This window comes from Bradyrhizobium sp. LCT2 (assembly GCF_009931255.1).
Classification (GTDB): domain Bacteria; phylum Pseudomonadota; class Alphaproteobacteria; order Rhizobiales; family Xanthobacteraceae; genus Bradyrhizobium; species Bradyrhizobium diazoefficiens.
The window spans coordinates 4,352,965-4,373,628 of record NZ_CP034432.1 but is presented as its reverse complement, the minus strand read 5'-3'; the positions used below and the strand labels follow the sequence as shown (position 1 = coordinate 4,373,628).

The following is a 20,664-nucleotide window of genomic DNA, read 5'->3' as shown; positions in this document are numbered from 1 at the left end:
GAGGTGGATAGAGCTACCGCTCGTCCCCCGTGAACACGAATTTCGGCATCTCCCATTTGTAGCGCACCGCGAGCAGGCGGAAGCTGATGCCGAGGATGAAGGTCAGGATCGTCCAGAGCTCGGCGTTGAGATTGAGGCCGAAGGCCGTCGCGTAGAACAGCCCCGTCACCACGGAGACGCTGGCGTAGAGCTCGGAGCGAAACAAGAGCGGCACGTCGTTGCAGAGCACGTCGCGCAACACGCCGCCGGCGCAGCCCGTCACCATGCCCGAGACGATGACGATCGGCAGCGAGACATCCATCTGCCAGGCGATGTCGCAGCCGGTCATGGTGAAGACGACGAGGCCGATGGCATCGAGCACGATGAAGGCGAGCTGAAGCCGGTGCACGAGGCGCGCGAACAGGATGGTCAGCAGCGCTGCAGCGCCAGGGAGCACGAGATAGATCGGGTTCGCGACCCAGGCGAGCGGATAGTGGCCGAGAAACAGGTCGCGCAGCGTGCCGCCGCCGAGCGCGGTAATGCTGCCGAGCATGCAGACGCCGACATAGTCCATGCTGCGCCGCCCCGCAGCAAGCGCCGCGGTCATGCCCTGCGCCGTCAAGGCAACAAACGCCAGAAGGTGCAGCACGCTATCGCTCGGCGGCAGGCTCCACATCGCTTTGTTCCCTTATTCCGCCCGTGGAACTTACGTCCGCGGTTCCAGGATGAACAAGGGGTCCATCCGGGATGAGCAGGTTCCCGATTCCCGACGCGGGGGCAACATGCGACGAAAGCATCAGAGGGGGCGGAACAGAATCTCGCATCTATGGGTTGTCCAGCCGCCATAATCGAGGAGACCCAATCGATGGCTGACGACCGTTTCCCCAACGATCCGTATCGCCCGAATCTCGCCGATGATGAGTATCTCCGTGCGGCGCGACGGGATGCCGACCTTCAGGTCGACCCCGAGCTGGGCGAAGGCCCCGCCTCCAGCGGCAAGGTCGCACTGTTTGCCGTGGCTGTCGCCCTGGTGCTGGGTGCCGTGTTCTACGGCTTGAACAACACGACCACCGGCAACCAGGCGAGCAACGAGCCGGCGAAGCAGACGGCCCAGCAGGCTCCGCCGGCCAATCCAGCGGCGCCTCCCGGCATGCGCGACGTGACGCCGCGCAACAACACCGCGCCGGGCGTGACCACGGGTGCTGCGCCGAGCAAGCCGGCCGCGCCGGATCCGGCCGCACCGTCTAACGGCGCGAAGTAAGACTTCGCAGTGACGCATGAAAGCGGCGGGACACAACATCCCGCCGCCTTTCGTTTGGCTCTAGCTGAACATCTTGTTGAGCTCGCCGCCGGGATAGCCGCTGCCGAGCTCGGTGAAGGTCCCCTTCTCGGCCATCTCCTTTGCCGCGCGCATGAAGCCGCCCCACGCGGCGCGGGCGAGCGAGCCGCCGACGCTGATCCGGCGCACGCCGAGATCTTCGGCCTCCTGCAAGGACAAGCCGGAACCGCCGATCAAGAGGTTGAACGGCTTTGGTGCGACAGCCTTGACCACCGCGGCAATGTCCTCGCGGCTCTTCAGGCCCGGCGCGTAGAGGCAGTCGGCGCCGGCATCGGCGTAGGCGCTCAGCCGGTCGATGACGAGCTTGAGGTCGGTCACGCCCCACAGATAGGCCTCGCAGCGGCCGACCAGCAGCGTGCCGCTGTCGCCGATCGCCCTGCGCGAGGCCATGATGCGCTCGACCGCGAGCGCGCGATCGTAGAGCGGCCTGTCCTTGTCGCCGGTGGAATCCTCGATCGACAGGCCGGCGACGCCGGTACGCACACAGCGCTCGACATTGTCAGCGACCTTGTCCGGCTCGACCGCAAAGCCGCCTTCGAAATCCGCATTCACGGGAATGTCGACCGCCGAGCTCAATGCTGCCAGATGCTGACAGACGTCCTCAACGGTGACGTGGTTGTCGGCCTTGCCGATGGTCCACGCAAAGCCTGCGCTCGATGACGCAATCGCCTTGAAACCGAGATGCTGCAACGCCTTGGCGCTGCCGACATCGACCGGATTGGGCAGAATGAAGCAGCCGCTCTCGTGCATCTTCCTGAAGGTCGCGCGCTTGTCCGCGGTCGTCACGTGCATGTTTCTCTCCCTTGTTGGCCGCGCAGACATAGGCACGCTTTCAGGGCAGCGCCAGTGCGCGCCCGGCAGCGCCAGTGCGCGCCCGGCAGCGCCAGTGCGCGCCCGAACGCGCTAGTGCGCATCGTGCACGGCGCGACTGTCCTTCGGCGCCTCGTCGCGATCGTTCATGCCGTAGTCCCTGATGACGCTGGCGATGCGCAGATGATAGTCGGCAAAGATCTGCGCCCTGCCCTTGGCCTGGGTGCGCCGGTGCTCCATCGTATTGCGCCAGGCCTGCACGGCTGCCTCATCCCGCCAGAACGAGATCGACAGGATCTTGCCTTTCTCGGTCAGGCTCTCGAAACGCTCGACCGAGATGAAGCCGTCGATGGTTTGCAGGATCGGCTTCAGATCGGCTGCAAGGTCGAAATAGGTCTGGCGATGCTCGGGCTTGGGCCAGACCTCGAAGATCACGGCGATCATGGGCGTCTCCTGCTGACGGTGTCGTGGCCTACAATACCACCTTGCGCAGGAAGGTGCGCTCTTCCGCGAGGATGAACTTGTGTTCCTCGGCGAAATGGAAGTTCGCCATGCCTTCCGCATCCTGGCGCAGCCGGGCGCGGTAGGCCTCGTAGGCGGCCAGGCTCTCGAAGGTGATCAGTGCGAAGGCGATGTTGTTGGTACCCTCGTGCGGCATGAAATAGCCGATCAGGTCGCCGCCGCATTTCGGAATGATAGTGAGCCAGCGCTTCGAGTATTCCTCGAACTGCGCGCGCTTGAACGGATCGAGCTGGTAGCGGATGAAGACGGTGACGGACATGTAAGGCTCCTGTGTTTCCACCTCGTCATTGCAAGCGCAGCGAAGCAATCCAGGAATCTCTCCGCGGAGACAGCCTGGATTGCTTCGTCGCCAGTGCAAAATTGCTTCGCAATTTTGTCACGGGCTCCTCGCAATGACGACCTGGTGAGAGCCTACGCGCTTGCCCGACCGCAATGCTTCGGCTACCATCGAAGCATGAAATCAGGACCCGACATCGCCATGGTCGCTTCGCTGGTCGGCGACCCCGCCCGCGCCAACATGCTCACGGCGCTGATGAACGGACGCGCGCTGACCGCGAGCGAGCTCGCGCAGGAGGCCGGCATCACGCCGCAGACGGCGAGCTCGCACCTTTCGAAGCTCGAGGCCGGCGGGCTGGTCGAGCCGGAGAAGCAGGGCCGGCACCGCTACTACCGCCTCACCGACGACGACGTTGCCGGCGTGCTCGAAGGGCTTGCGGGCCTCGCCGCGCGCACCGGCCACATGCGCGTGCGCACGGGACCGAAGGATCCGGCGCTGCGGCGCGCGCGCATCTGCTACGATCATCTCGCCGGCGATCTCGGCGTGCAGATGCTCGACACCATGCGCGAGCGAAACCTGGTCAGGCAGAAGAAACAGGACATCGAGCTGACCGCCGAGGGCGAACGCTTTCTCGCCAAACATTTGCAGATCTCGCCCGGCATGCTCGCCCATCCGCGCCGGCCGGTGTGCAAGGCCTGCCTGGACTGGAGCGAGCGGCGCCACCATCTCGCCGGCACGCTCGGCGCCACCATGATGCAGCGCTTCACCGAGCTGAAATGGGCCGCGCGCGACGCCACGCCGGGCAGCCGCGTGGTGAATTTCACCCGCACCGGCGAGAAACAGTTTGCCGCGCTGTTCGGGAATGGGAAGGACTGATCACGCCGGAAGCGTGACGGCACACAATCGCGTGTTAGCTCTCACTCTCGTCATGGCCGGGCTTGACCCGGCTGTTCACAGGTTTACTGGCACCGTCATTCCGGGATGGTCCGAAGGACCAGGCCCGGAATCTCGAGATTCCGGGTTCGCGTCTTCGACGCGCCCCGGAATGACGTTCTGCAAAAGCCAGAGAGCCCAATGATCCGCTTCCTCCCGGCCGCGCTTGCCGCCGCCTTCCTCGCCGCCCCTCTTGCCGCATACGCCGTCGACACCACACCACGCGAGCCTTACGGCATCGCGCTCGAAGGCTTCGCCTATCCCTATCCCGTGCACCTGCTGCCTGTTGTCAACGACGGCGAGCAGCTCAGCATGGCCTACATGGACGTGGCGCCTCAGCAGCCGAACGGCCGCACCGTGGTGCTGCTGCACGGGCGCAATTTCCCGTCGAGCTACTGGGCGCCCGTCATCAAGATGCTCAGCGAGGCCGGATTCCGCGTCGTGGTGCCGGACCAGATCGGCTTCGGCAAATCCTCCAAGCCGCAAGGCGAACTGCATTTCGACACGCTGGCGCGCAACACCATCGCGCTGCTCGATCACCTCAAGATCGACAAGGCCGAGGTTGTCGCGCATTCGCTCGGCGGCATGCTGGGCGTGCGCATCGCCCGCGCTTATCCCGACAGGGTCGCCCATCTCGTGCTGACCGCGCCGATCGGGCTGGAGGACTACCGCCTCTACGTGCCGCCGACGCCGACCGAGAAGATGATCGAGAGCGAGGACAAGCTGACGGCCGAGGGCTATCGCAAGCAGCTCCAGACCAATTACGCGATCAAGCTGCCGCCGGATGCAATCACGCCGTTCATCGACGCCCGCTTCAACATCAAGGGCAGCCCCGACTATCCGCGCTGGCTGCGCGCCTTCGTGAGCTCCGGGCAGATGATCTATCGCGAGCCGGTCGCGCACGAGGTTGTGCTGATCACCGAGCCGACGCTGTTCATCATGGGCGCCGACGACCACAATGCGCCGGGCCGGCCGAACGCACCGGAGGCGCTGCGCGCGAAGATGGGGCAGAACGCCGAGCTCGCGAAAGCGTTTGCTGCGAAGATGCCGAATGCGCGGGCCGAGGTGATCCCCGACACCGGCCATCTCGTCTTCCTGGAAGCGCCGGAGAAGTACCGGGAGCTGGTGCTCGGCTTTCTCGGCCGGTAGAGCGTTTTCGAGCAAAGTGGATACCGGTTCGCGTAGCGTCAGAACAAAGAACCTGGAGGCCCGTTTCGATTCCATCGGAACGGGCCGCTGGCGCCATTGCTGTCGCCTGAAGCCGTATGCGGACAACGTTCATGCCGCATTCAGGTCATGATTGGCAGGTTTGGATCGCGACGTGTCGGCACGTTTCTCCCCAGATTTAACGTGTCGAATCGTGTCTTTTGATTCATTGTGCGCCGCAAGCGCGCTGCCCAAACATTCTGTCCCGAGGACGAGAAGGAAGTTCAAATGAAATATCTCTTCGCCGCCGTCATGCTCGCCAGCGCGGTCGTCGGTTTCAGCGAAGCGGCCAGCGCCGCCGGCGGTTGCGGCCCCGGCTGGTATCGCGGCCCCTATGGCGGCTGCCGTCCGATGGCCGGGCGCCCGCCGGTTGTCGTCGTGGCGCCCCGCCCCGCGCCGGTCGTAGTCGTGCGTCCGCGCGTGTGCCCCTATGGCTTCCGCTGGTACGCCGGCCGTTGCCGGCCGTTCTGATCTCGTCCTTTCGCATCGCGAATGGCCGCGCGGCGACAGCCTGCGCGGCCATTTTCTTTTCAGCGCTCTGCAGGACATCGGCTTGCAGGAGCGCCGAATCAAAACGGGGATCGCGAACCGCGATCCCCGTCCAGGCCTCGACGGCCGGGCGCTTACCAGTGGCGGCGATGCCAGCGCCGGCGACGCCAGCCCCAGTGGCGATGGCGCCAGCCCCAGTGATGGCCACGACCGTGCCAGTGCACCTGCTCGGGCTTGAGCTGCGCAGCTTCGTCACTGGTGGTGACGGCGGGATGAGCATCCGGATTGCCTTGCGGCATGCGGGGATCACCGAGCGGCTGCGGCGCCAGCGGCGCGGCCTGCGCGGCGGCGGTGAACGCGGCGGCTCCCGCCGCGGCACCGAATGCAAGTTTCAAAAAATTGCGGCGTTCCATGACATCTTCCTCTCAGGCACGCGTTGATGATGCCGAGCAAGTGTCGGGCCTGCGATATGAACTGCGGCTGAATCGTCCGTTCAGATTCGTTGCAAAGGCGACAGGAACTACTTCGCAAACTCCTGCGCCAGCACCAGCGTCTCGCGCGTCCGTTTCACGTCGGGCCAGTCGCGGTTGAAATCGGCGACGAGCTTTTTCAGCGCGTCGCCTCTGAGCATCGCCGCGAGCGTGGCTTCGTCGTCGAACTGATACATAGCCTGATGCAGGGAGGGATCGTCCAGGCTCCAGAACCGCCAGGCCTTGGCTACGCCGAACGCCTTTACCGCGTCGGGCACGTGCTCGGTCTCGTACCATCTGTCGAAGGCGGCACGCTTGCTGGCGTCGGTGACGATGGCGCGGACGACGAAGAAGGCGGCGGGCATCGGGGTTTCCTCCTGTTGTTTTGGGGCGAGACTAACCGCTCAAGTCGCCGGCGACAAAAAGAATTGACACCGGTGTCGGAACGCACGTCCCTCGCCCGTCCTATGCCCTGAGCAGCACTGGGAGACACCGCATGGCCGACCTCACCCTCACCACTTTCGACTGGGTTCCCGAGATGCCCAGGGGTTTCGTGCGCGACCTCCGTGTGCGCTGGGCTCTCGAAGAGGCCGCGTTGCCGTACCGCGTCGCGAGCGTGCCGTTCGGCCCGCGGGACGCCGCGCATTTCGCGCACCAGCCCTTCGGCCAGGTGCCGTGGCTGACCGACGGCGACCTCTCGATCTTCGAGAGCGGCGCGATCCTGCTGCATCTGGGTGAGCTCAGCCCGGCATTGATGCCCACCGATCCGCGCGGCCGTAACGAGGCGACGACGTGGGTGTTCGCGGCGCTCAATTCGGTGGAGATGCCCGCCCTGCCCTGGACGATGTTCAAGTTCACCGGCAGTGACGATGGCTCACCTGCCGTGAAGTTCGTCGACGACTTCCTCAAGCTCCGCCTCAAGCACATGGAGCCGGTGCTCGCCGGCCGCGAATGGCTGGCGGGCTCCTTCTCCGTCGCCGACATCCTGATGTCGGACGTGCTGCGCGTCGTCGATCGCTTCGATGGGTTGGCGGCACATCCGGCTTGCCGCGACTATGTCGCGCGCGCCACGGGCCGCCCGGCCTTCGCCAAGGCCCGCGCCGACCAGATGGCGCATTTTGCTGCGGCGGATGAGGCACGCTAACGCAGACGGATTAGCGAAGCGCAATCCGCCAATGTCCGCCTCAACAAAATTGGTGGGTTACGCCCAGCGAACTGCGCTTCGCGCAGTCGCAAGGCTCACCGACCCTACGCGCTCAACCTGTTCCACCCTGGCTTCTAGTTTTGCGAACGCGTAAACGGGACAAACCGCACGAGGGCGACGGCGCGCGTCGTCGTCTTGCCAGGAGCGATTTTTTCGACGACCGTGAGATGCTGGGTGCCGTAACCGGGGCCCACCGGCATGACGAGTCGGCCACCTACTTTAAGCTGCTCGATCAGCGGCGGCGGTGGTTCCCCGAGCGCGGCAGTCACGACGACTGCGTCAAAAGGACCACATTCGGGCCAGCCATCGTAGCCATCGCCAAGCCTGACGCTCACGTTGTCATACGCGAGGTCCCTTAGTGTTTTCGCGGCGGTCTCGGCCAATTGCGGGATGATCTCGATGCTGCAGACCTTTCGCGCGAGCTGCGCGAGGATGGCGGCCTGGTAGCCCGAACCGGTACCGACTTCGAGCACAACGTGATCGGGCGCGACCTCGGCCAACTGGGTCATCAAGGCCACAATGTACGGCTGCGATATGGTCTGGCCGAGGCCGATTGGTATCGGTCTATCGGCGTATGCGATAGAGCAAGATTGCTCAGGGATGAACAGGTGGCGTTTCGTTTGCGCCATGGCCTCAAGGACCTTCTCCGACAGGCCTTGCTGTCCCAAAACACCGGCAGCGGACCGGGCGTAGGCCCGGATGGCCTCGACCATGGCGGCGCGTTCGCGGACGCATTGTGCGTCCTGTGCAGTCGCTTCCCACGCGACGACACCCATGGCGACCACGAGCAGTGGCAAGACCTTCATGATCGTGCGCTCTCCAAGAGGGACACAATTCACGTCGACCGTTTGAGCGCTAACCCTGCGCGTAAGATCCGACCTCGCCCCGCATGCGAGGCGAGGTTTGCTTAAGCTCAGGTGCCCTCGAACTTGAACGACACGTTGAGTTTAGCGCGATAGGCCTCTACTTTTCCTTTGGCGTCCAGCTGAATATCGAGCTTGACGACCTCTGCGACACGAAGGTCACGAAGAGATTTTGCAGCCTGCTCGACCGCGTTGGCGGCGGCCTTTTCCCAGGAATCGTTGCTGGTGCCGATCAGTTCTATGACCTTGTAGACGCTCTCAGGCATGTCGTCCTCCCGTTCGGTATGAAGCAGGAAGCAGGTGCTCCCTGCCATAGTCGAGCCTAGCACGATATCGGCGCTGAAAGGACGCCACGATCGCAGGGCGCACCAAGGTCCATCGAGACTAGGCTTTGGCTCGGTCCTCGCAGTCCTCCCAAGATCCAGCGCGCCCGCGACGGCCATTGCCCCGACGACGGCAATCAGAATGCCTGGCAGCCGCTTGTTGCTCTCGAGCAGAAGGATCACCGTCAGCGTGCCGAGCCCGAGCCCAAGGGCTACCCAGCTTGTCTTTCCTTCGGTGATTGCACCGGCGATCGCCCACAGGCTCCGCAGAGGTCCTTCGCTTTCGATCGTAAAGCCGAACAGCTTTGGCAGTTGACTGATCAATACGGTCAATGCAATTCCGTTCATGTAACCGTGGCGTATGGGCTTGGAGAGAAGTTCGGTTACAAAGCCCAGGCGTAGAATGCCTGCCAGAATACATGCCGTGCCGGAAACGATTGCCATCATGCCGGCCAAGGTTATGGCGCGCATGGGATCGCCACCCGACAATGGACCGACAACACCCACGATACAATGGCTGCCAGAGCCGAGTCTGGTCCCAGGACGAGGATGCGGCTTGGACCGAACAGCGCGTAAGCGAGGAGCGCTGTGATCGTTGCGTATGGACCCTGGATACCGGGCAAGCCCGACGCCTCCGCGTAGGCAATGCCAACCGGGACCAGCATTGTCGCCAATACGAATCCAGCGAAGATATCGTGCGAATGCCACTTCCCTTGATATCGACGAAGGGTGCCAAGACCTGGTAACCAGCGGGTCCAATGATCCATTGCCCCTCCCAACCCGGTCGGACTCGGCTCATTGAGCCCGCGCCGCAACAACGTCGCGGTAGCCCGTTAGCCCGTATTCCTGACCGCTTCAGCTAGCATGGCGTAAAGCTGGTGCTTGCTGAATTCCTTGGGCTGCTTGTTTGTTGTCTTCCGCGACACCTTCTTGGCTGCCGGTTGGGCACAGGCAACCAACAACGCCGGCTCTCGCTTCCGGACCGACCTTATCTTGGGTTTTGCTGTTGGCGGCTTGTGGCCACGCGTCAGGCCCAAGCGAGTTAGCCTGCCGCAGACAGCGTTACGGCTACACCCGAGACGGCGCGCGATCTGCGCGGCACTCTGTCCTTGGACCCAGAGTTTTTTGAGCAGCGCTACGTCTTTCGCATCCCAACTCATGGGAGATATTGTACGCCAACTGCCATCCACTTTTCTAGTCTTCGTCCGGCTCGCGTACGACCGCCGGTTCGTCGTCGTCCCCCTCCTCTTCTCCCTCCTCGTCCTCGTCCTCTTCATCGTCATCAGGATCCCGGGGCGGCATCTTGCTGCCCTTGATCACAAAGCGACTCCAATCCATCAAGCCGGTGGGAAATTCTTCGGGGATGTTTTGCTTCATGGTGTTGCTCCTCGGGTCTGGAGCTTGAGAGCGCCGGCGATTAATGTGCCGGGCATCTTGCGGTTGTGGGTTCGACGGTCTTGTCGATGCAGGCCCGCCGCTTCGGCTGCATCCAGCCACTACAGCTTGTAGCCAATCTTTCGCAGCAGGTCTTTCCGCCACGCAATGTCCTCGTCGGTTTCGACACCCAGCGGTGAGGCGCCATCCACCACCCCGAGCACGCCGCAGCCCTGCTCCGTTTGCGCGACGATCACTTGTGTGGGGTTGGCCGTCGCGCAGTAGATGCGGCAGACCTCCGGCGCCGCACGCACCGCAGCCAGCACGTTGACTGGAAAGAATCCGTCGCCCAGGAAGATCAGGAATGTATGGCCGGCGCCGATGGCCATTGCGTTGTCGCGTGCAAGCGCGATCGCGGCTTCGTCGTTCCCCGACCAGCGCACCAGCCGCTTGCCGGAGGCCTCGCAGAAGGCCAGCCCGAAGCGGATGCCCGGAACTGCGCCCACCAGCGCCTCATGGAGGTCTTCCACAGTCTTGATGAAATGCGACTGGCCGAAGATGAAGTTGGTTGCGTCCGGCTTGACGATCGGCACCACGGTGAGTTCCATGGCTGCACTCCTTCAAGGTCCCAACGCTGTTCATGGTAGGCCACCAGAAGGCAATTGCAAGCGGCCAGAGACAGCCGATTTCGCGCCGGAAGCCACTGGCAGCGAAGCAAGGGACGGGCGAAGCTGGGGCAGTGAACAAAGGTGCCGAACGGACGGCGCGTCACACCAGCTTCATCGGCGCATCGGCAACCACGCGCAGGTCGATCCTGCCGATCAGCCGAGATCGAAGCGCCTCCGCATCACCGATCGCGCTCTCCGTCTGCCGCAACGTGCTGACATTCGAGCCAAGTGACACGATCCCGCCCAGCACCAGAGCGATTGATCCGAGCGCGGCGGTCTGACCTGTCCCAAACAGGCCGAGGATCGCGACCAACAGCAGCGCGCCCCCGCCGCCGATGGCGATCTTGGACGCGAGAATGTACTTCCGGCACCGCTCGGCAATCTCGGCGAGCCGCTCGATCCGATCTTCGATCTGTGAAATTTCGTCGGTCGGATCGTGTTCGGTCATCGGATCTTGATCGAGGATGCCAAATCAGTAGCGTAGCCAGTAGCCCGCATGAGCGAAGCGACATGCGGGACTCTTGAGTGGAAAACCGGATGTCGCTTCGCTCATCAGGCTACGAGATCTCACAACGGCAAATTGTCGTGCTTCTTCGCCGGCATTTCCACCTTCTTGTCCTTCAGCATCGCCAGCGCCCGCGCGATGCGCCTGCGGGTCGAGTGCGGCATGATGACGTCGTCGATGTAGCCGCGCTCCGCCGCAATGAACGGTGACAGGAAGCGGTCTTCGTATTCCTTCGTTCGCGCCGCGATCTTGTCGGGGTCGCCGATATCGCCGCGGAAGATGATCTCGACCGCGCCCTTGGCGCCCATCACGGCGATCTGGGCGGTCGGCCAGGCGTAGTTCATGTCGGCGCCGATTTCCTTGGACGCCATGACGTCGAAGGCGCCGCCATAGGCCTTGCGGGTGATGATGGTCACCAGCGGCACAGTGCACTGCGAATAGGCGAACAGCAGCTTTGCGCCGTGCTTGATCAGGCCGCCATATTCCTGCGCGGTGCCGGGCAAAAAGCCCGGGACGTCCACGAAGGTGACGATGGGAATATTGAAGGCGTCGCAGAAGCGGACGAAGCGTGCCGCCTTGCGCGAAGCGTCGCTGTCGAGCACGCCCGCCAGCACCATTGGCTGGTTGGCGACGAAGCCGACGGTGCGGCCGGCGATGCGGCCGAAGCCGGTGACGATGTTCTTGGCGAAGGCATCGGCGATCTCGAAGAAGTCGCCCTCGTCCACGACCTTCAGGATCAGTTCCTTCATGTCGTAGGGCTTGTTCGGATTGTCGGGGATCAGCGTGTCCAGCGACATGTCCACGCGGCCGATGTCGTCGAAGCTCGGCCATTCCGGCACGCCGTCGGTGTTGTTGGACGGCAGGAAGTCGATCAGGCGCCGCATCTGCAGAAGCGTCTCGACGTCGTTCTCGAAGGCGCCGTCGGCGATCGAGGAGCGCGTGGCGTGCACCGAGGCGCCGCCGAGCTCCTCGGCGGTGACGACTTCGTTGGTGACGGTCTTCACGACGTCGGGGCCCGTGACGAACATGTAGCTGGTGTTCTTCACCATGAAGATGAAGTCGGTCATGGCCGGCGAATAGACGTCGCCGCCGGCGCAGGGACCCATGATGACGGAGATCTGCGGGATCACGCCGGAGGCAAGCACGTTGCGGCGGAACACGTAGGAATAGCCGGCGAGCGCGGCGACGCCTTCCTGGATGCGGGCGCCGCCCGCGTCATAGAGGCCGATGATGGGCGCCCGCGCCTTCATCGCCATGTCCTGGAGTTTCGTAATTTTCAGTGCATGGGTTTCAGAGAGCGACCCGCCGAACACCGTAAAATCCTTGGCAAAGACAAACGTCTTGCGGCCATTGACGGTGCCCCAGCCGGTGACGACGCCGTCGCCGGGCACCTTGGTCTTCTCCATGCCGAACTCGGTGGAGCGGTGCTCGACGAACATGTCGAACTCCTCGAACGATCCCTTGTCGAGCAGGAGCTCGATGCGCTCGCGCGCGGTCAGCTTGCCGCGGGCGTGCTGCGCCTCGATGCGCTTCTCCCCGCCGCCGAGCTTTGCGCCGGCACGACGATCTTCAAGGGCGTCCAGGATATGTTTCATTTGCTCCCGCCAGTTCTTAGCCTAAATGCGATTGCCGGGGGTTCTAACACGGCATTTTGCGGGCCGGGAAGCGGCTTTCGGGCCCGCAGGGCTGCCTTGCCGCAGCGGGAAAGCGCAAGGAATTACAGAGTTTTGCCTGGGAGGCGACGATGGACCAAGGAACGGCCGAGACCGGCACTGTGACGGGCGGTGTCAACATCCTGCTGCGGCTGGAGGGCCTGACGCTGTTTGCAGGCATGGTGGTGCTCTACTGGGCCTGGGACGGCTCCTGGCTCGTCTTTGCCCTGCTCTTTTTCGTCCCCGATCTGAGCTTCCTGGCATACCTCTCGGGCGCCAAGTTCGGCGCGCTGGTCTACAACGCCGCCCACAGCTACATGGCGCCGGTGGCGCTGCTGACGCTGGGCTTCGGCCTCGCCTCGCCGCTCACCTTATCCATCGCCTTGATCTGGCTGGCCCATATCGGCATAGACCGGGCGCTGGGCTATGGCCTGAAATATTCAGCCGGGTTCGGCTTTACCCATCTCGGGCGGATTGGCCGGCAGAAGGACGCCTGACCCCGCGCGACTTGGCGGCGGGACGGTCGATTTTATCCGTGCCGGTCGGTTGACCCGGCCCGCCGATTCAGGCTTGCTCCAGGCTTACGATCAGGCGCCGAATGTTGCGTGAGCCCAGTCGGTACGGCGGCGGTCCTCACGTCTGACTGCAAGCATCACCTCATGTCCGCGACGGTCGTCCCCCTGCCGCCGAACTCGTCGTCCGAAACCGTCGACTTCCTGCGGCGCATGGCCAGCATGGTGTCAGGGCGGAACGGCGAGATGCTGCTGCGTGCCGCAAGCCTGATCGAGTCCCTGACGCAGCGGGCGATGTCAGCCGAGCGGCTCTATCATCAGCAGCATGAAGAGAACAGACGCCATGTCGAGCTGCACGAGGCCGCCGAGCTTGCCTCCGACGCCATGGTCAGCCAGATCGAGGCGCTGCGGGCGCAGTTGACCGAGGTGACGGCGGCTGCGGCGGCCGAGCGTGCGGCGTTCGATGCCGAGCGCGGCAAGCTGCTCGGCCTGATGCAGGACGCGGAAAGCCACATCGGGAAGCTCAGCACCGAGCTGGAGACGCTGCGCGCCTCCGTCGACAGCTTCAACGAGACCGCGGTCTCCGTGCCGATCGAGGTGCTGCGGCTGGCGCGGACGCAGTTCGACTATCTCTCCAGCGGCTTTGCCAGAAGCGGCGACGTGATCTCGCAGGCCATGAGCGAGATCGGCGGCTTTGCCATCGACCAGGCGCTGACGACCAAGAAGACGGCCGACAAGGCCTAAGGCCGCCGCGCGCCAAATTGACAGCGCGCGGGCCTGTTGTTCTACTACAAAAAAAATCAGGGAGAATCCGATGCCGAGGGCATTCCGCGCCGCTGCCGCGCTCATCGCGCTTTGCGTCTCAGCCGCGTTCGCCAACGCGCAATCCCTTCCCAAGGAAGTCGCCACCCGCGCGGAGATCTACCCGATCCCCTCGCTCACCCTCTCCGACCAGCAATTTTTGAGCGGCGATGCGGCCGCCGGCAAGGTCGTGACGGTCGCGGGCGAATTCCGCGTCGCGCAGGGCAGTGGAAAACTCCCCGTCGTGGTGCTGATGCACGGCTCCAGCGGCGTCGGCGCTACCACGGAAGCCTGGGTCCACGCCTTCAACGCCATGGGCATCTCGACCTTTGTGATCGACGGCTTTACCGGCCGCGGACTGACGGTGGTCGGACCGAACCAGGCCCTGCTCGGCCGGCTCAACCTGATCGTCGACATCTACCGCTCGCTCGAGATTCTGGCGAAGCATCCCCGCGTCGACCCCGACCGCATCGTGCTGATGGGCTTTTCGCGCGGCGGACAGGCAACGCTCTATGCGAGCCTCAACCGCTTCAACAAGCTCTGGAACAAGTCCGGCATCCAGTTCGCCGCCTACATCCCGTTCTATCCGGATTGCTCGACAAGCTACGTCGGCGATACCGATGTCGCGGCGCGCCCGATCCGCATCTTCCACGGCACGCCTGATGACTACAACCCCGTGAAGAGCTGCAAGGCCTTCGTCGAGCGGCTCAAGGCCGCCGGGCGCGACGTGGTGCTGACCGAATACCCCGATAGCGCGCACGGCTTTGACAGCGGCCTGCTCGGCGCCGCCACCGTGGCTGTCTCCGCCAACGCGCAGACCGTGCGCAATTGCCAGATCAAGGAAGGTGACGGCGGCGTGCTGATGAACGCCAGCACGCAAGCGCCCTTCACCTACAAGGATTCCTGCGTCGAGCTCAATCCGCATGTCGGCGGCAATCCCGCAACCGCCGCGGAGTCGCGCAAGGCCGTGGAGGAGTTTTTGCAGGCGCTGTTCAAGCTGGGCTGAGAGGGTCTGGTCCGCACGCGATACCGTAGGGTGGGCAAAGCGAAGCGTGCCCACCAACTACAGGTGACCGTATCGAGAGATGGTGGGCACGGCGCTACGCGCCTTTGCCCACCCTACGGCATCGCTGCGCTCGCAATGCAGATCAGCGCGGTTGCGCTCAGACGGCGCCGATCTCGGCAAGGCAGGCTTGCGTCACCGGCATGCGCTCGCCGACGAGGCGCGGCTCGGTGCAATCCATGTTGAGCGCAAACACGGTGTGCGCCTCGCCCTTCTCGGCCCAGCCGACCATCCAGCCCAACGACGGCTCGCCGCGCTCGGCGCCCAAGAGGCCGGACTTGGCGCGGATGACGCTATCGCCGACCTTGGTCACCGGCAGGATGTCAGCGACGAGATCCTGGCTGCGTTTGGAAATCGGCAGCGCGCGGCGCCGCAACCGGTCGACGAAATCGACCTGCTCGACCGGATCGATACGCAAGGCTCCGGTGAGCCAGAACTGGTCGATGCCGCCGCCAATGTCGCGATTGCCGTAGTCGAGCAGGTCGACGTATTTCTGCATGCGCTCCTGCCCGATGCGCCGCGCGATCTCCTGATAGACCGGCACCGCACTGACCGCGATGGCACTGCGCAGCGTGTGATCCTTGTTCCACGCTTCGATCGGCCGCTTCACACCGTCCCAGGGGAACACGTCCTTGTCAGGATCGGCAACCACGCCGGTCTCCAGCGCTATCAGCGAGTTTGGAATCTTGAAGGTCGACGCCGGCAGCTTCCCCTCGCCCGAGCGCTCCTTGTCGCTGGCGACGATCAGATAGTCCTCGACCTTGTAGCCGACGAAGGTGCCTGATGTGCCGAGATCGGTGAAACGCTTTGCCAGGCTGTCGCGGATCTCATTGCGCGGCGGCGCGACATGGGCGAGCGCGCGCGACGGCATGGTGGCGGCAGCAGTGAGAAGACCGAGAGTGGAACGGCGGGTAAGCAAGGGCGATGTCCGTTGAACTGAGAAATGCCACGCGACCATGCAGCCGCTATCGTGGTGAAACGATGACAGCGCGTCAGCGCCCCCGGCCCGACAGCCGCAGCACGAACACCAGCACTTCTGCGACGGCCTTGTAGAGATCGGGCGGGATCTCCTCGCCGAGCTCGACCTTGGACAACGCGCCGGCCAGGATCTCGTTCTCCTCGATGGGGATGTCGTTGGCCTTGGCGATCTCGACGATTTTTTCGCCGATCGTGCCCTTGCCCTTGGCGACGACGACAGGCGCGCCAGAGCCCTTCTCGTAATGCAGCGCAATCGCGAGCTTGGACGGATCACTCATGTGGCGCGGTCCAGGAAGTGGCCGGCGCGGGCCGGTGCCGGCTGCGGCGGCGTGCCGTCGCGCACCACGATGTCGCCGGGCTTGAGCTCGGCCCTGGTCATCGCCTGGCTGAGCTCACCGATTCCGGCGCGGAGCTGTTGCGCGGTCGCCGGCCGCTCCGCCCACATTCGCACGAAGGTCTTGTCGCCGTTCAGCGTGATCAGCGCATGCACCGGGCCGGCCGGCTCGACATTGAGCGTGAAGCGCGCGCGCCAGGCGCGCTTGGCGGGATCGGCGGATTCGTTGCCGCCGTCGCGCGAGATCTCGAACTGCGCCATGGCGGTGCCCTGCGGTGTCGCAAAGGGAATCTCGAAATTCCACTGCGGCACGGCCGGATCGACGCGATGGCCGGAGGCATCGGTGCGATCGGGGAGCGAGGCGACCTGAAGCAAGGTCTGCCGCGCGATCGCGGCATCGGTGTCGTCGAGCAGGCGGTGCACGGTCGCGGCCAGCGGCGAATCCGGCGCGAGCGACGGCGAGGCGATGGACTGCGGCGACGGCAGCGCGCCGCGGAATGGCGGTGGCGTCGCGCGCGCGGCGGCCTCGAAGATGTGGCCATCGGGCACCGCCTTGTTCGAGCCCGGCACGTTGCCGATCATGCGCGGCAGGTTTTGCGTGACCTCCTGCAGCAGGCTCGCGGCAAGGCCTGCGGACATGGTTCGCGGGCCCGCCGTCTGCGGCGCCTCGCCCGCCATGTTGGCCAACACGGCGGCTGCGAGCGCAGCGCCGCGCGGCGGTTGCGTCGGTTGCGCGATCTCGGCGTCGGGCAACGGCAATGCCGCTTGCGCGGCCGAGCCCGCCGCCTGAAGTGCGGATGCTGCGGTCTGCGGTGTGGTCGTGACGCTTGTCGGCGGCGCAGTGCCTTGCGCCGGTGCCTGCGGCACGCCGGTCTCGCGCGCGCCTGAGGTCGCGGCCAGCGTCTGGCGCAGCACCAGCAGCGCCGCCTTCAGGTCCGGCACGGCGCCTGGCGATGGCGTCGCGCCCGCGGCCAGTGAGGCCTCGAGAAACAGGCCGGACTTCTGGAAGGCGGATTCGATATCGGGGCCATCGAGCTGAGTATTGAGCGGCGTCTGCTGCGCCAGCACGTCGAGCACCGCCTGCTTCAATCCCGCCGGCAGATCGCTGCCGGCCACGACGGAGGCGAGATTGGCGAACAGCGGCGCCTGGCTGCCCTGCTTGCTCGCGGCCTCGGCCGAAGCCATTGTGACAGCAAGCTGCTCCGATGGCGTCAAGGTGTTGCGGGCGGCGCTTGCGGACGGCGCGAGCGGCGGGCTCTCTACCAGCGAAGCCGCGGCCGGCGTCAGCGTGACCTGGTCGGCCGCCGCCTCGCCTGCGCCGTTGACGACGGCGAGCCGGATGGTGCCGTCGTTCTGCGACACCGCGAGCTGAAGATTTTGTCCAGGCGACAGCGCGACTTCCGACATCACGTCGAGGGAGAGGTTTGCGATCGCGATCCGCACCAGATTGTCGGCGAGCACGCTGACCACTCTGGCGTCGACGACGCTGCCGGCCTGAAGCACGAGATCGGGCGTCGCCGCATCAGCCACGGGGCTGGCAGCACTGACGGGAACGATCGAGCTTATCGGCGTCGGCATCTCGGGGGGCCCAGGGAACGCTGGTCTCACCCTAAGGCCGCCCTCGTAAACCTCTCGTTAAGGACCTTTGACCGCAGGTACCTTCACCGCGTCTAGAACCGCCACGGCAGCCTCGAAATCCTGCGCGCGGGCGGCCCGGCGTGCCGCAGCTTCCTCGTCCACGCCCCATTGGTCGATGTTCCAGTCCTCGTCGACATGGGCGGCGGCCCAGACCTGGCCGGCATCGCGCACGCCATGGGCCAGGGCCAGCGCCAGCAGCGCCGAGCCAGTCAGGGTCGTCACCACATGGAGCGCCGCGACTGACCAGGCATCCCCGGGCAGTGCCGCGCGGGCGGCCCGAATGGCCTCGTCCGGCTGCTTCACATGCATGATGCCCTCGGACAGGATGAAATGCGCGCCGAGCGTCTCCGCGGCCCAGAACAGCACGGGATCCCAATGCGTGGCCTCGCGGGCCACGAGCGCCTCGGGATGGCCGGCGCGATAGAACAGCAGGTCGGACTCGAAATATTTCGCAAGGTCGTCGCTGACGAGCTCGACGCGGTCGACCACGCCCTCGACCACGCTGTTGGCGATCCGCGTCAGCGGCATGGTCACGGGATCGATCGTCTCGCCCTGGGCCGCCCATTCGGCGGCGACCGCGTCGGCCAGCGCGCGCGAGGGGATCACGACCTGGCGGCCGGACGGCGTGCGGATCGGCCTGCCGTCGAGTGTGATGGCGAAGCCGCCTTCGGCCTCGGCGACGCCGGCCTCCTTGTAGAAGCGCTTGCGCTGCGGCGTGCGCGCGGACTGGCGGGCCGATTCCCGCGGATCGCGCGGAGGCTGGGCCGCAGCTTCATCGAACAATTCACGCATCTTGGGTTTTCGGTCTCCGCGGCTGGATGCTAGGCTTTTAAGCTAAGACCTGTGGCCGATAAAGCGAGCGGCGGGCATGAGGGAACTTACGGGCATTGTCGCCCTATATGCGGGACTTGGACTGGCCGCGGCGGAGGCAGGCTTTCGTAGCCCGGAATCGCTGGTTCGCAATGTCTACGCCCATTACGGCCAGGGCGCGCCGGAACTGTCAAAAGGCCTGCCGCGGGATGGCGCCACCGCCCGGCAGTTCTTCGATTTCCCGCTACGCAAGGCCTGGAGCACGCCGAGGGCCGAGCCCTATGATTTCCTGGTGCAGAGCCCGAGCTGGAAGCTCGGCCCGGTCGTGATCGCGGTGGCCCGCAGGCAATACGACAAGACCTATGTCGCGGCGAATTTCGACAATCACGGCCGCCGGGTGACGCTGAACTTCATCCTCGTCAACGGACCCGAGGGCTGGCTGATCACCGATGTCGAGAGCTCGCACGACAGCTTGCGGATGTTTCTGGAACAGTTCCGGAATTGAGGGGGTAAGCCGCTTACCAAACACCTGATGTCGTCCTGGCGAAGGCCAGGACCCATACCGCGTGATCTATCGATCGCGAGAGGTCGGAATACCAAACGAGGAGTCTTCGCCAAACCCCTCCCTTGGGTAATGGGTCCTGGCTTTCGCCAGGACGACGTCGCGGAAACTCCCTAGCCTACGGATTCACTATTCCTCAGGCGCGTTCTCGATCGGATCAAACCGGCTTGCATCGAGCCCGAGCAGATTCCACGACTGTTGCATGTGCGGCGGCAGCGGGGCGGTGGCGTCGATCACGCCGCCGCGCGGATGCGGAATGACGATGCGGCGCGCCAGCAGATGCAGCCGGTTTTGCAGGCCGCCTGGCAGCTGCCAGTTCTCGATGCTGAAATATTTGGGATCGCCGACGATGGGATGGCCGATATGCTCCATATGTGCGCGGAGCTGGTGGGTGCGGCCCGTCACCGGCTTCAGCGACACCCAGGTCAGCTTGTTGCCGGCGGTCTCGACCACGGCGTAATAGGTCACCGCGTGGCTCGCGCCCTCATCGCCGTGCTGGGCGATACGCATGATGGTGTCGTCCTCGCTCTCCTCTTTCGCGAGAAAGGTCGAGATGCGGCCCTGCTTCGGCTTCGGCAGCCCCGGCACCAGCGCCCAATAGACCTTTCGCGCCGACCGCGAGCGGAACGCGCCGGTCAGGTGCGAAGCAGCGAAACGGGTCTTCGCGATCAGGAGGCAGCCCGACGTGTCCTTGTCGATCCGGTGCACAAGCCGCGGCTTCTGCCCCTTGGAGTCGCGCATCACCTCCAGCATCTGGTCGATGTGCCGCGTCGTGCCGGAGCCGCCCTGCACCGCAAGCCCAAACGGCTTGTTCAGCACGAGGACGTCGTCGTCCTCGTAGATCGTCATCTCCTGCAGCGCCTTGAGCGTCTTCTGCGCAGCCTCCGAGAGCTCGCCGACGGCCTTGGGCGCGTCGAGCTTCAGCGGCGGGATGCGGACGCTCTGCCCCTCCTCCAGCCGGTCCTTGCTGTCGACGCGCTTGCCGTCGACGCGGAGCTCACCTTTGCGGACGACGCGCTGGATGTGGGAGAACGACAGGCCGGGAAAGCGCGCCTCGAGGAAGCGATCGACCCGCATGTTGTTCTCGTCGGCGGTCACGGTGACGGTCTGCACCTTGGTCGGCAGCAGCGCCTCGACCGGCTTTTCGGGCGCAGGCCTTTCCTGTGCAGCAGCCTTGGGCGGCCGCCGCTCGGCGCGCTCGCCCGCAAAGCGCGGCGGCTTCGTCCCCGGCTTGCCACCCGGCCGCGGTCCCGCTTTCTTTGCGGTGCGCGCCTTGAACGGACGCGAATCGTCGCGCTCGTCACGCGAACGGGGCTTTGGATTCATTCTCTTGATGCGGCGGCTCATGGCTG

The 20,664-nt window shown here is 64.9% G+C and carries 28 protein-coding genes; 9 read left to right on the top strand and 19 right to left on the bottom strand.

All coding sequences use genetic code 11. The annotated features are described in order from the left end of the window. Positions 1-13: 13 nt before the first annotated feature. Positions 14-655, bottom strand: a complete 642-nt coding sequence (locus EI171_RS21070; protein WP_161534581.1) for a trimeric intracellular cation channel family protein — start codon at positions 653-655, stop codon at positions 14-16. Between the two features lie 189 nt (positions 656-844). Here EI171_RS21070 and EI171_RS21065 point away from each other — a divergent pair, with 189 nt between their 5' ends. Next, positions 845-1,240 (top strand): hypothetical protein, encoded by a 396-nt coding sequence (locus EI171_RS21065; RefSeq protein WP_028171415.1) that lies wholly within the window; start codon positions 845-847, stop codon positions 1,238-1,240. Between the two features lie 60 nt (positions 1,241-1,300). Here the strand turns inward: EI171_RS21065 and EI171_RS21060 are convergent, their stop codons facing one another. The 3 genes from EI171_RS21060 to EI171_RS21050 form a co-directional block, all read right to left on the bottom strand. Then, complete coding sequence (locus EI171_RS21060) at positions 1,301-2,110, bottom strand: oxaloacetate decarboxylase (protein ID WP_161534580.1); 810 nt, start codon at positions 2,108-2,110, stop codon at positions 1,301-1,303. A 111-nt stretch (positions 2,111-2,221) separates the two neighbouring features. Then, positions 2,222-2,572, bottom strand: coding sequence for an antibiotic biosynthesis monooxygenase (locus EI171_RS21055; RefSeq protein ID WP_161534579.1), 351 nt, complete (start codon positions 2,570-2,572; stop codon positions 2,222-2,224). A 28-nt stretch (positions 2,573-2,600) separates the two neighbouring features. Next, positions 2,601-2,909 (bottom strand): NIPSNAP family protein, encoded by a 309-nt coding sequence (locus tag EI171_RS21050; protein WP_018647290.1) that lies wholly within the window; start codon positions 2,907-2,909, stop codon positions 2,601-2,603. 195 nt (positions 2,910-3,104) lie between these two features. On the opposite strand from EI171_RS21050, the gene EI171_RS21045 reads away from it, so the two are divergent. From EI171_RS21045 to EI171_RS21035, 3 genes are all read left to right on the top strand, one after another. Then, the gene (locus tag EI171_RS21045) at positions 3,105-3,803 is read left to right on the top strand and encodes an ArsR family transcriptional regulator (protein WP_161534578.1); all 699 of its coding nucleotides are present in this window, start codon (positions 3,105-3,107) and stop codon (positions 3,801-3,803) included. Between the two features lie 198 nt (positions 3,804-4,001). Then, a complete protein-coding gene (locus EI171_RS21040; RefSeq protein WP_161534577.1) occupies positions 4,002-5,009 on the top strand; it encodes an alpha/beta fold hydrolase in 1,008 nt (335 codons plus the stop codon). Positions 5,010-5,294: 285 nt separating this feature from the next. Next, the gene (locus EI171_RS21035) at positions 5,295-5,537 is read left to right on the top strand and encodes a GCG_CRPN prefix-to-repeats domain-containing protein (protein ID WP_008143062.1); all 243 of its coding nucleotides are present in this window, start codon (positions 5,295-5,297) and stop codon (positions 5,535-5,537) included. Between the two features lie 152 nt (positions 5,538-5,689). On the opposite strand, the gene EI171_RS21030 is transcribed toward EI171_RS21035, so the two are convergent. Together EI171_RS21030 and EI171_RS21025 are read right to left on the bottom strand one after the other, a co-directional pair. Next, on the bottom strand, positions 5,690-5,968 hold the full coding sequence (locus tag EI171_RS21030) for a twin-arginine translocation signal domain-containing protein (protein WP_110116358.1): 279 nt from the start codon (positions 5,966-5,968) through the stop codon (positions 5,690-5,692). 107 nt (positions 5,969-6,075) lie between these two features. Beyond that, positions 6,076-6,390 (bottom strand): hypothetical protein, encoded by a 315-nt coding sequence (locus EI171_RS21025; RefSeq protein ID WP_161534576.1) that lies wholly within the window; start codon positions 6,388-6,390, stop codon positions 6,076-6,078. Between the two features lie 131 nt (positions 6,391-6,521). Between EI171_RS21025 and EI171_RS21020 the strand changes: the two genes are divergently transcribed. Next, positions 6,522-7,169 (top strand): glutathione S-transferase family protein, encoded by a 648-nt coding sequence (locus EI171_RS21020; protein WP_161534575.1) that lies wholly within the window; start codon positions 6,522-6,524, stop codon positions 7,167-7,169. A gap of 134 nt (positions 7,170-7,303) precedes the next feature. On the opposite strand, the gene EI171_RS21015 is transcribed toward EI171_RS21020, so the two are convergent. From EI171_RS21015 to EI171_RS20980, 8 genes are all read right to left on the bottom strand, one after another. Beyond that, on the bottom strand, positions 7,304-8,035 hold the full coding sequence (locus tag EI171_RS21015; RefSeq protein WP_161534574.1) for a protein-L-isoaspartate(D-aspartate) O-methyltransferase: 732 nt from the start codon (positions 8,033-8,035) through the stop codon (positions 7,304-7,306). A gap of 107 nt (positions 8,036-8,142) precedes the next feature. Continuing rightward, entirely contained in the window at positions 8,143-8,886 is a 744-nt protein-coding gene (locus EI171_RS46760) for a dodecin domain-containing protein (RefSeq protein WP_371740523.1), read from the bottom strand. Further along, the gene (locus tag EI171_RS46755; protein WP_371740544.1) at positions 8,874-9,080 is read right to left on the bottom strand and encodes a SulP family inorganic anion transporter; all 207 of its coding nucleotides are present in this window, start codon (positions 9,078-9,080) and stop codon (positions 8,874-8,876) included. The genes EI171_RS46760 and EI171_RS46755 overlap by 13 nt, the downstream gene beginning before the upstream one ends. Before the next feature lie 168 nt (positions 9,081-9,248). Then, the gene (locus EI171_RS21000) at positions 9,249-9,575 is read right to left on the bottom strand and encodes a GcrA family cell cycle regulator (protein ID WP_038967071.1); all 327 of its coding nucleotides are present in this window, start codon (positions 9,573-9,575) and stop codon (positions 9,249-9,251) included. Positions 9,576-9,609: 34 nt separating this feature from the next. After that, positions 9,610-9,792 (bottom strand): hypothetical protein, encoded by a 183-nt coding sequence (locus EI171_RS20995; RefSeq protein ID WP_028171408.1) that lies wholly within the window; start codon positions 9,790-9,792, stop codon positions 9,610-9,612. A 119-nt stretch (positions 9,793-9,911) separates the two neighbouring features. After that, positions 9,912-10,397, bottom strand: coding sequence for an adenosine-specific kinase (locus tag EI171_RS20990; protein ID WP_011088110.1), 486 nt, complete (start codon positions 10,395-10,397; stop codon positions 9,912-9,914). Positions 10,398-10,557: 160 nt separating this feature from the next. Next, complete coding sequence (locus EI171_RS20985) at positions 10,558-10,905, bottom strand: hypothetical protein (RefSeq protein WP_011088111.1); 348 nt, start codon at positions 10,903-10,905, stop codon at positions 10,558-10,560. 119 nt (positions 10,906-11,024) lie between these two features. After that, entirely contained in the window at positions 11,025-12,557 is a 1,533-nt protein-coding gene (locus EI171_RS20980; RefSeq protein WP_110116361.1) for an acyl-CoA carboxylase subunit beta, read from the bottom strand. Positions 12,558-12,706: 149 nt separating this feature from the next. Between EI171_RS20980 and EI171_RS20975 the strand changes: the two genes are divergently transcribed. The 3 genes from EI171_RS20975 to EI171_RS20965 all read left to right on the top strand — a co-directional run bounded on the left by EI171_RS20975 (position 12,707) and on the right by EI171_RS20965 (position 14,933). Beyond that, entirely contained in the window at positions 12,707-13,111 is a 405-nt protein-coding gene (locus tag EI171_RS20975) for a DUF4260 domain-containing protein (RefSeq protein WP_161534573.1), read from the top strand. Between the two features lie 162 nt (positions 13,112-13,273). Further along, positions 13,274-13,870 (top strand): hypothetical protein, encoded by a 597-nt coding sequence (locus EI171_RS20970; protein ID WP_161534572.1) that lies wholly within the window; start codon positions 13,274-13,276, stop codon positions 13,868-13,870. A gap of 70 nt (positions 13,871-13,940) precedes the next feature. Beyond that, on the top strand, positions 13,941-14,933 hold the full coding sequence (locus EI171_RS20965; protein ID WP_028171404.1) for a dienelactone hydrolase family protein: 993 nt from the start codon (positions 13,941-13,943) through the stop codon (positions 14,931-14,933). Positions 14,934-15,090: 157 nt separating this feature from the next. Here EI171_RS20965 and blaOXA read toward each other — a convergent pair whose 3' ends face one another. The 4 genes from blaOXA to EI171_RS20945 all read right to left on the bottom strand — a co-directional run bounded on the left by blaOXA (position 15,091) and on the right by EI171_RS20945 (position 18,732). After that, a complete protein-coding gene (blaOXA, locus tag EI171_RS20960; protein ID WP_028171403.1) occupies positions 15,091-15,909 on the bottom strand; it encodes a class D beta-lactamase in 819 nt (272 codons plus the stop codon). A 73-nt stretch (positions 15,910-15,982) separates the two neighbouring features. Further along, the gene (locus EI171_RS20955) at positions 15,983-16,246 is read right to left on the bottom strand and encodes an EscU/YscU/HrcU family type III secretion system export apparatus switch protein (protein ID WP_011088117.1); all 264 of its coding nucleotides are present in this window, start codon (positions 16,244-16,246) and stop codon (positions 15,983-15,985) included. Next, on the bottom strand, positions 16,243-17,880 hold the full coding sequence (locus EI171_RS20950) for a flagellar hook-length control protein FliK (protein ID WP_161534571.1): 1,638 nt from the start codon (positions 17,878-17,880) through the stop codon (positions 16,243-16,245). The genes EI171_RS20955 and EI171_RS20950 overlap by 4 nt, the downstream gene beginning before the upstream one ends. Positions 17,881-17,937: 57 nt before the next feature. After that, entirely contained in the window at positions 17,938-18,732 is a 795-nt protein-coding gene (locus tag EI171_RS20945; protein ID WP_161534570.1) for an ATP12 family chaperone protein, read from the bottom strand. A gap of 76 nt (positions 18,733-18,808) precedes the next feature. On the opposite strand from EI171_RS20945, the gene EI171_RS20940 reads away from it, so the two are divergent. Then, complete coding sequence (locus tag EI171_RS20940) at positions 18,809-19,255, top strand: hypothetical protein (RefSeq protein WP_161534569.1); 447 nt, start codon at positions 18,809-18,811, stop codon at positions 19,253-19,255. Positions 19,256-19,441: 186 nt separating this feature from the next. On the opposite strand, the gene EI171_RS20935 is transcribed toward EI171_RS20940, so the two are convergent. Beyond that, complete coding sequence (locus tag EI171_RS20935; RefSeq protein WP_161534568.1) at positions 19,442-20,659, bottom strand: RluA family pseudouridine synthase; 1,218 nt, start codon at positions 20,657-20,659, stop codon at positions 19,442-19,444. Between the last annotated feature and the right edge of the window lie 5 nt (positions 20,660-20,664).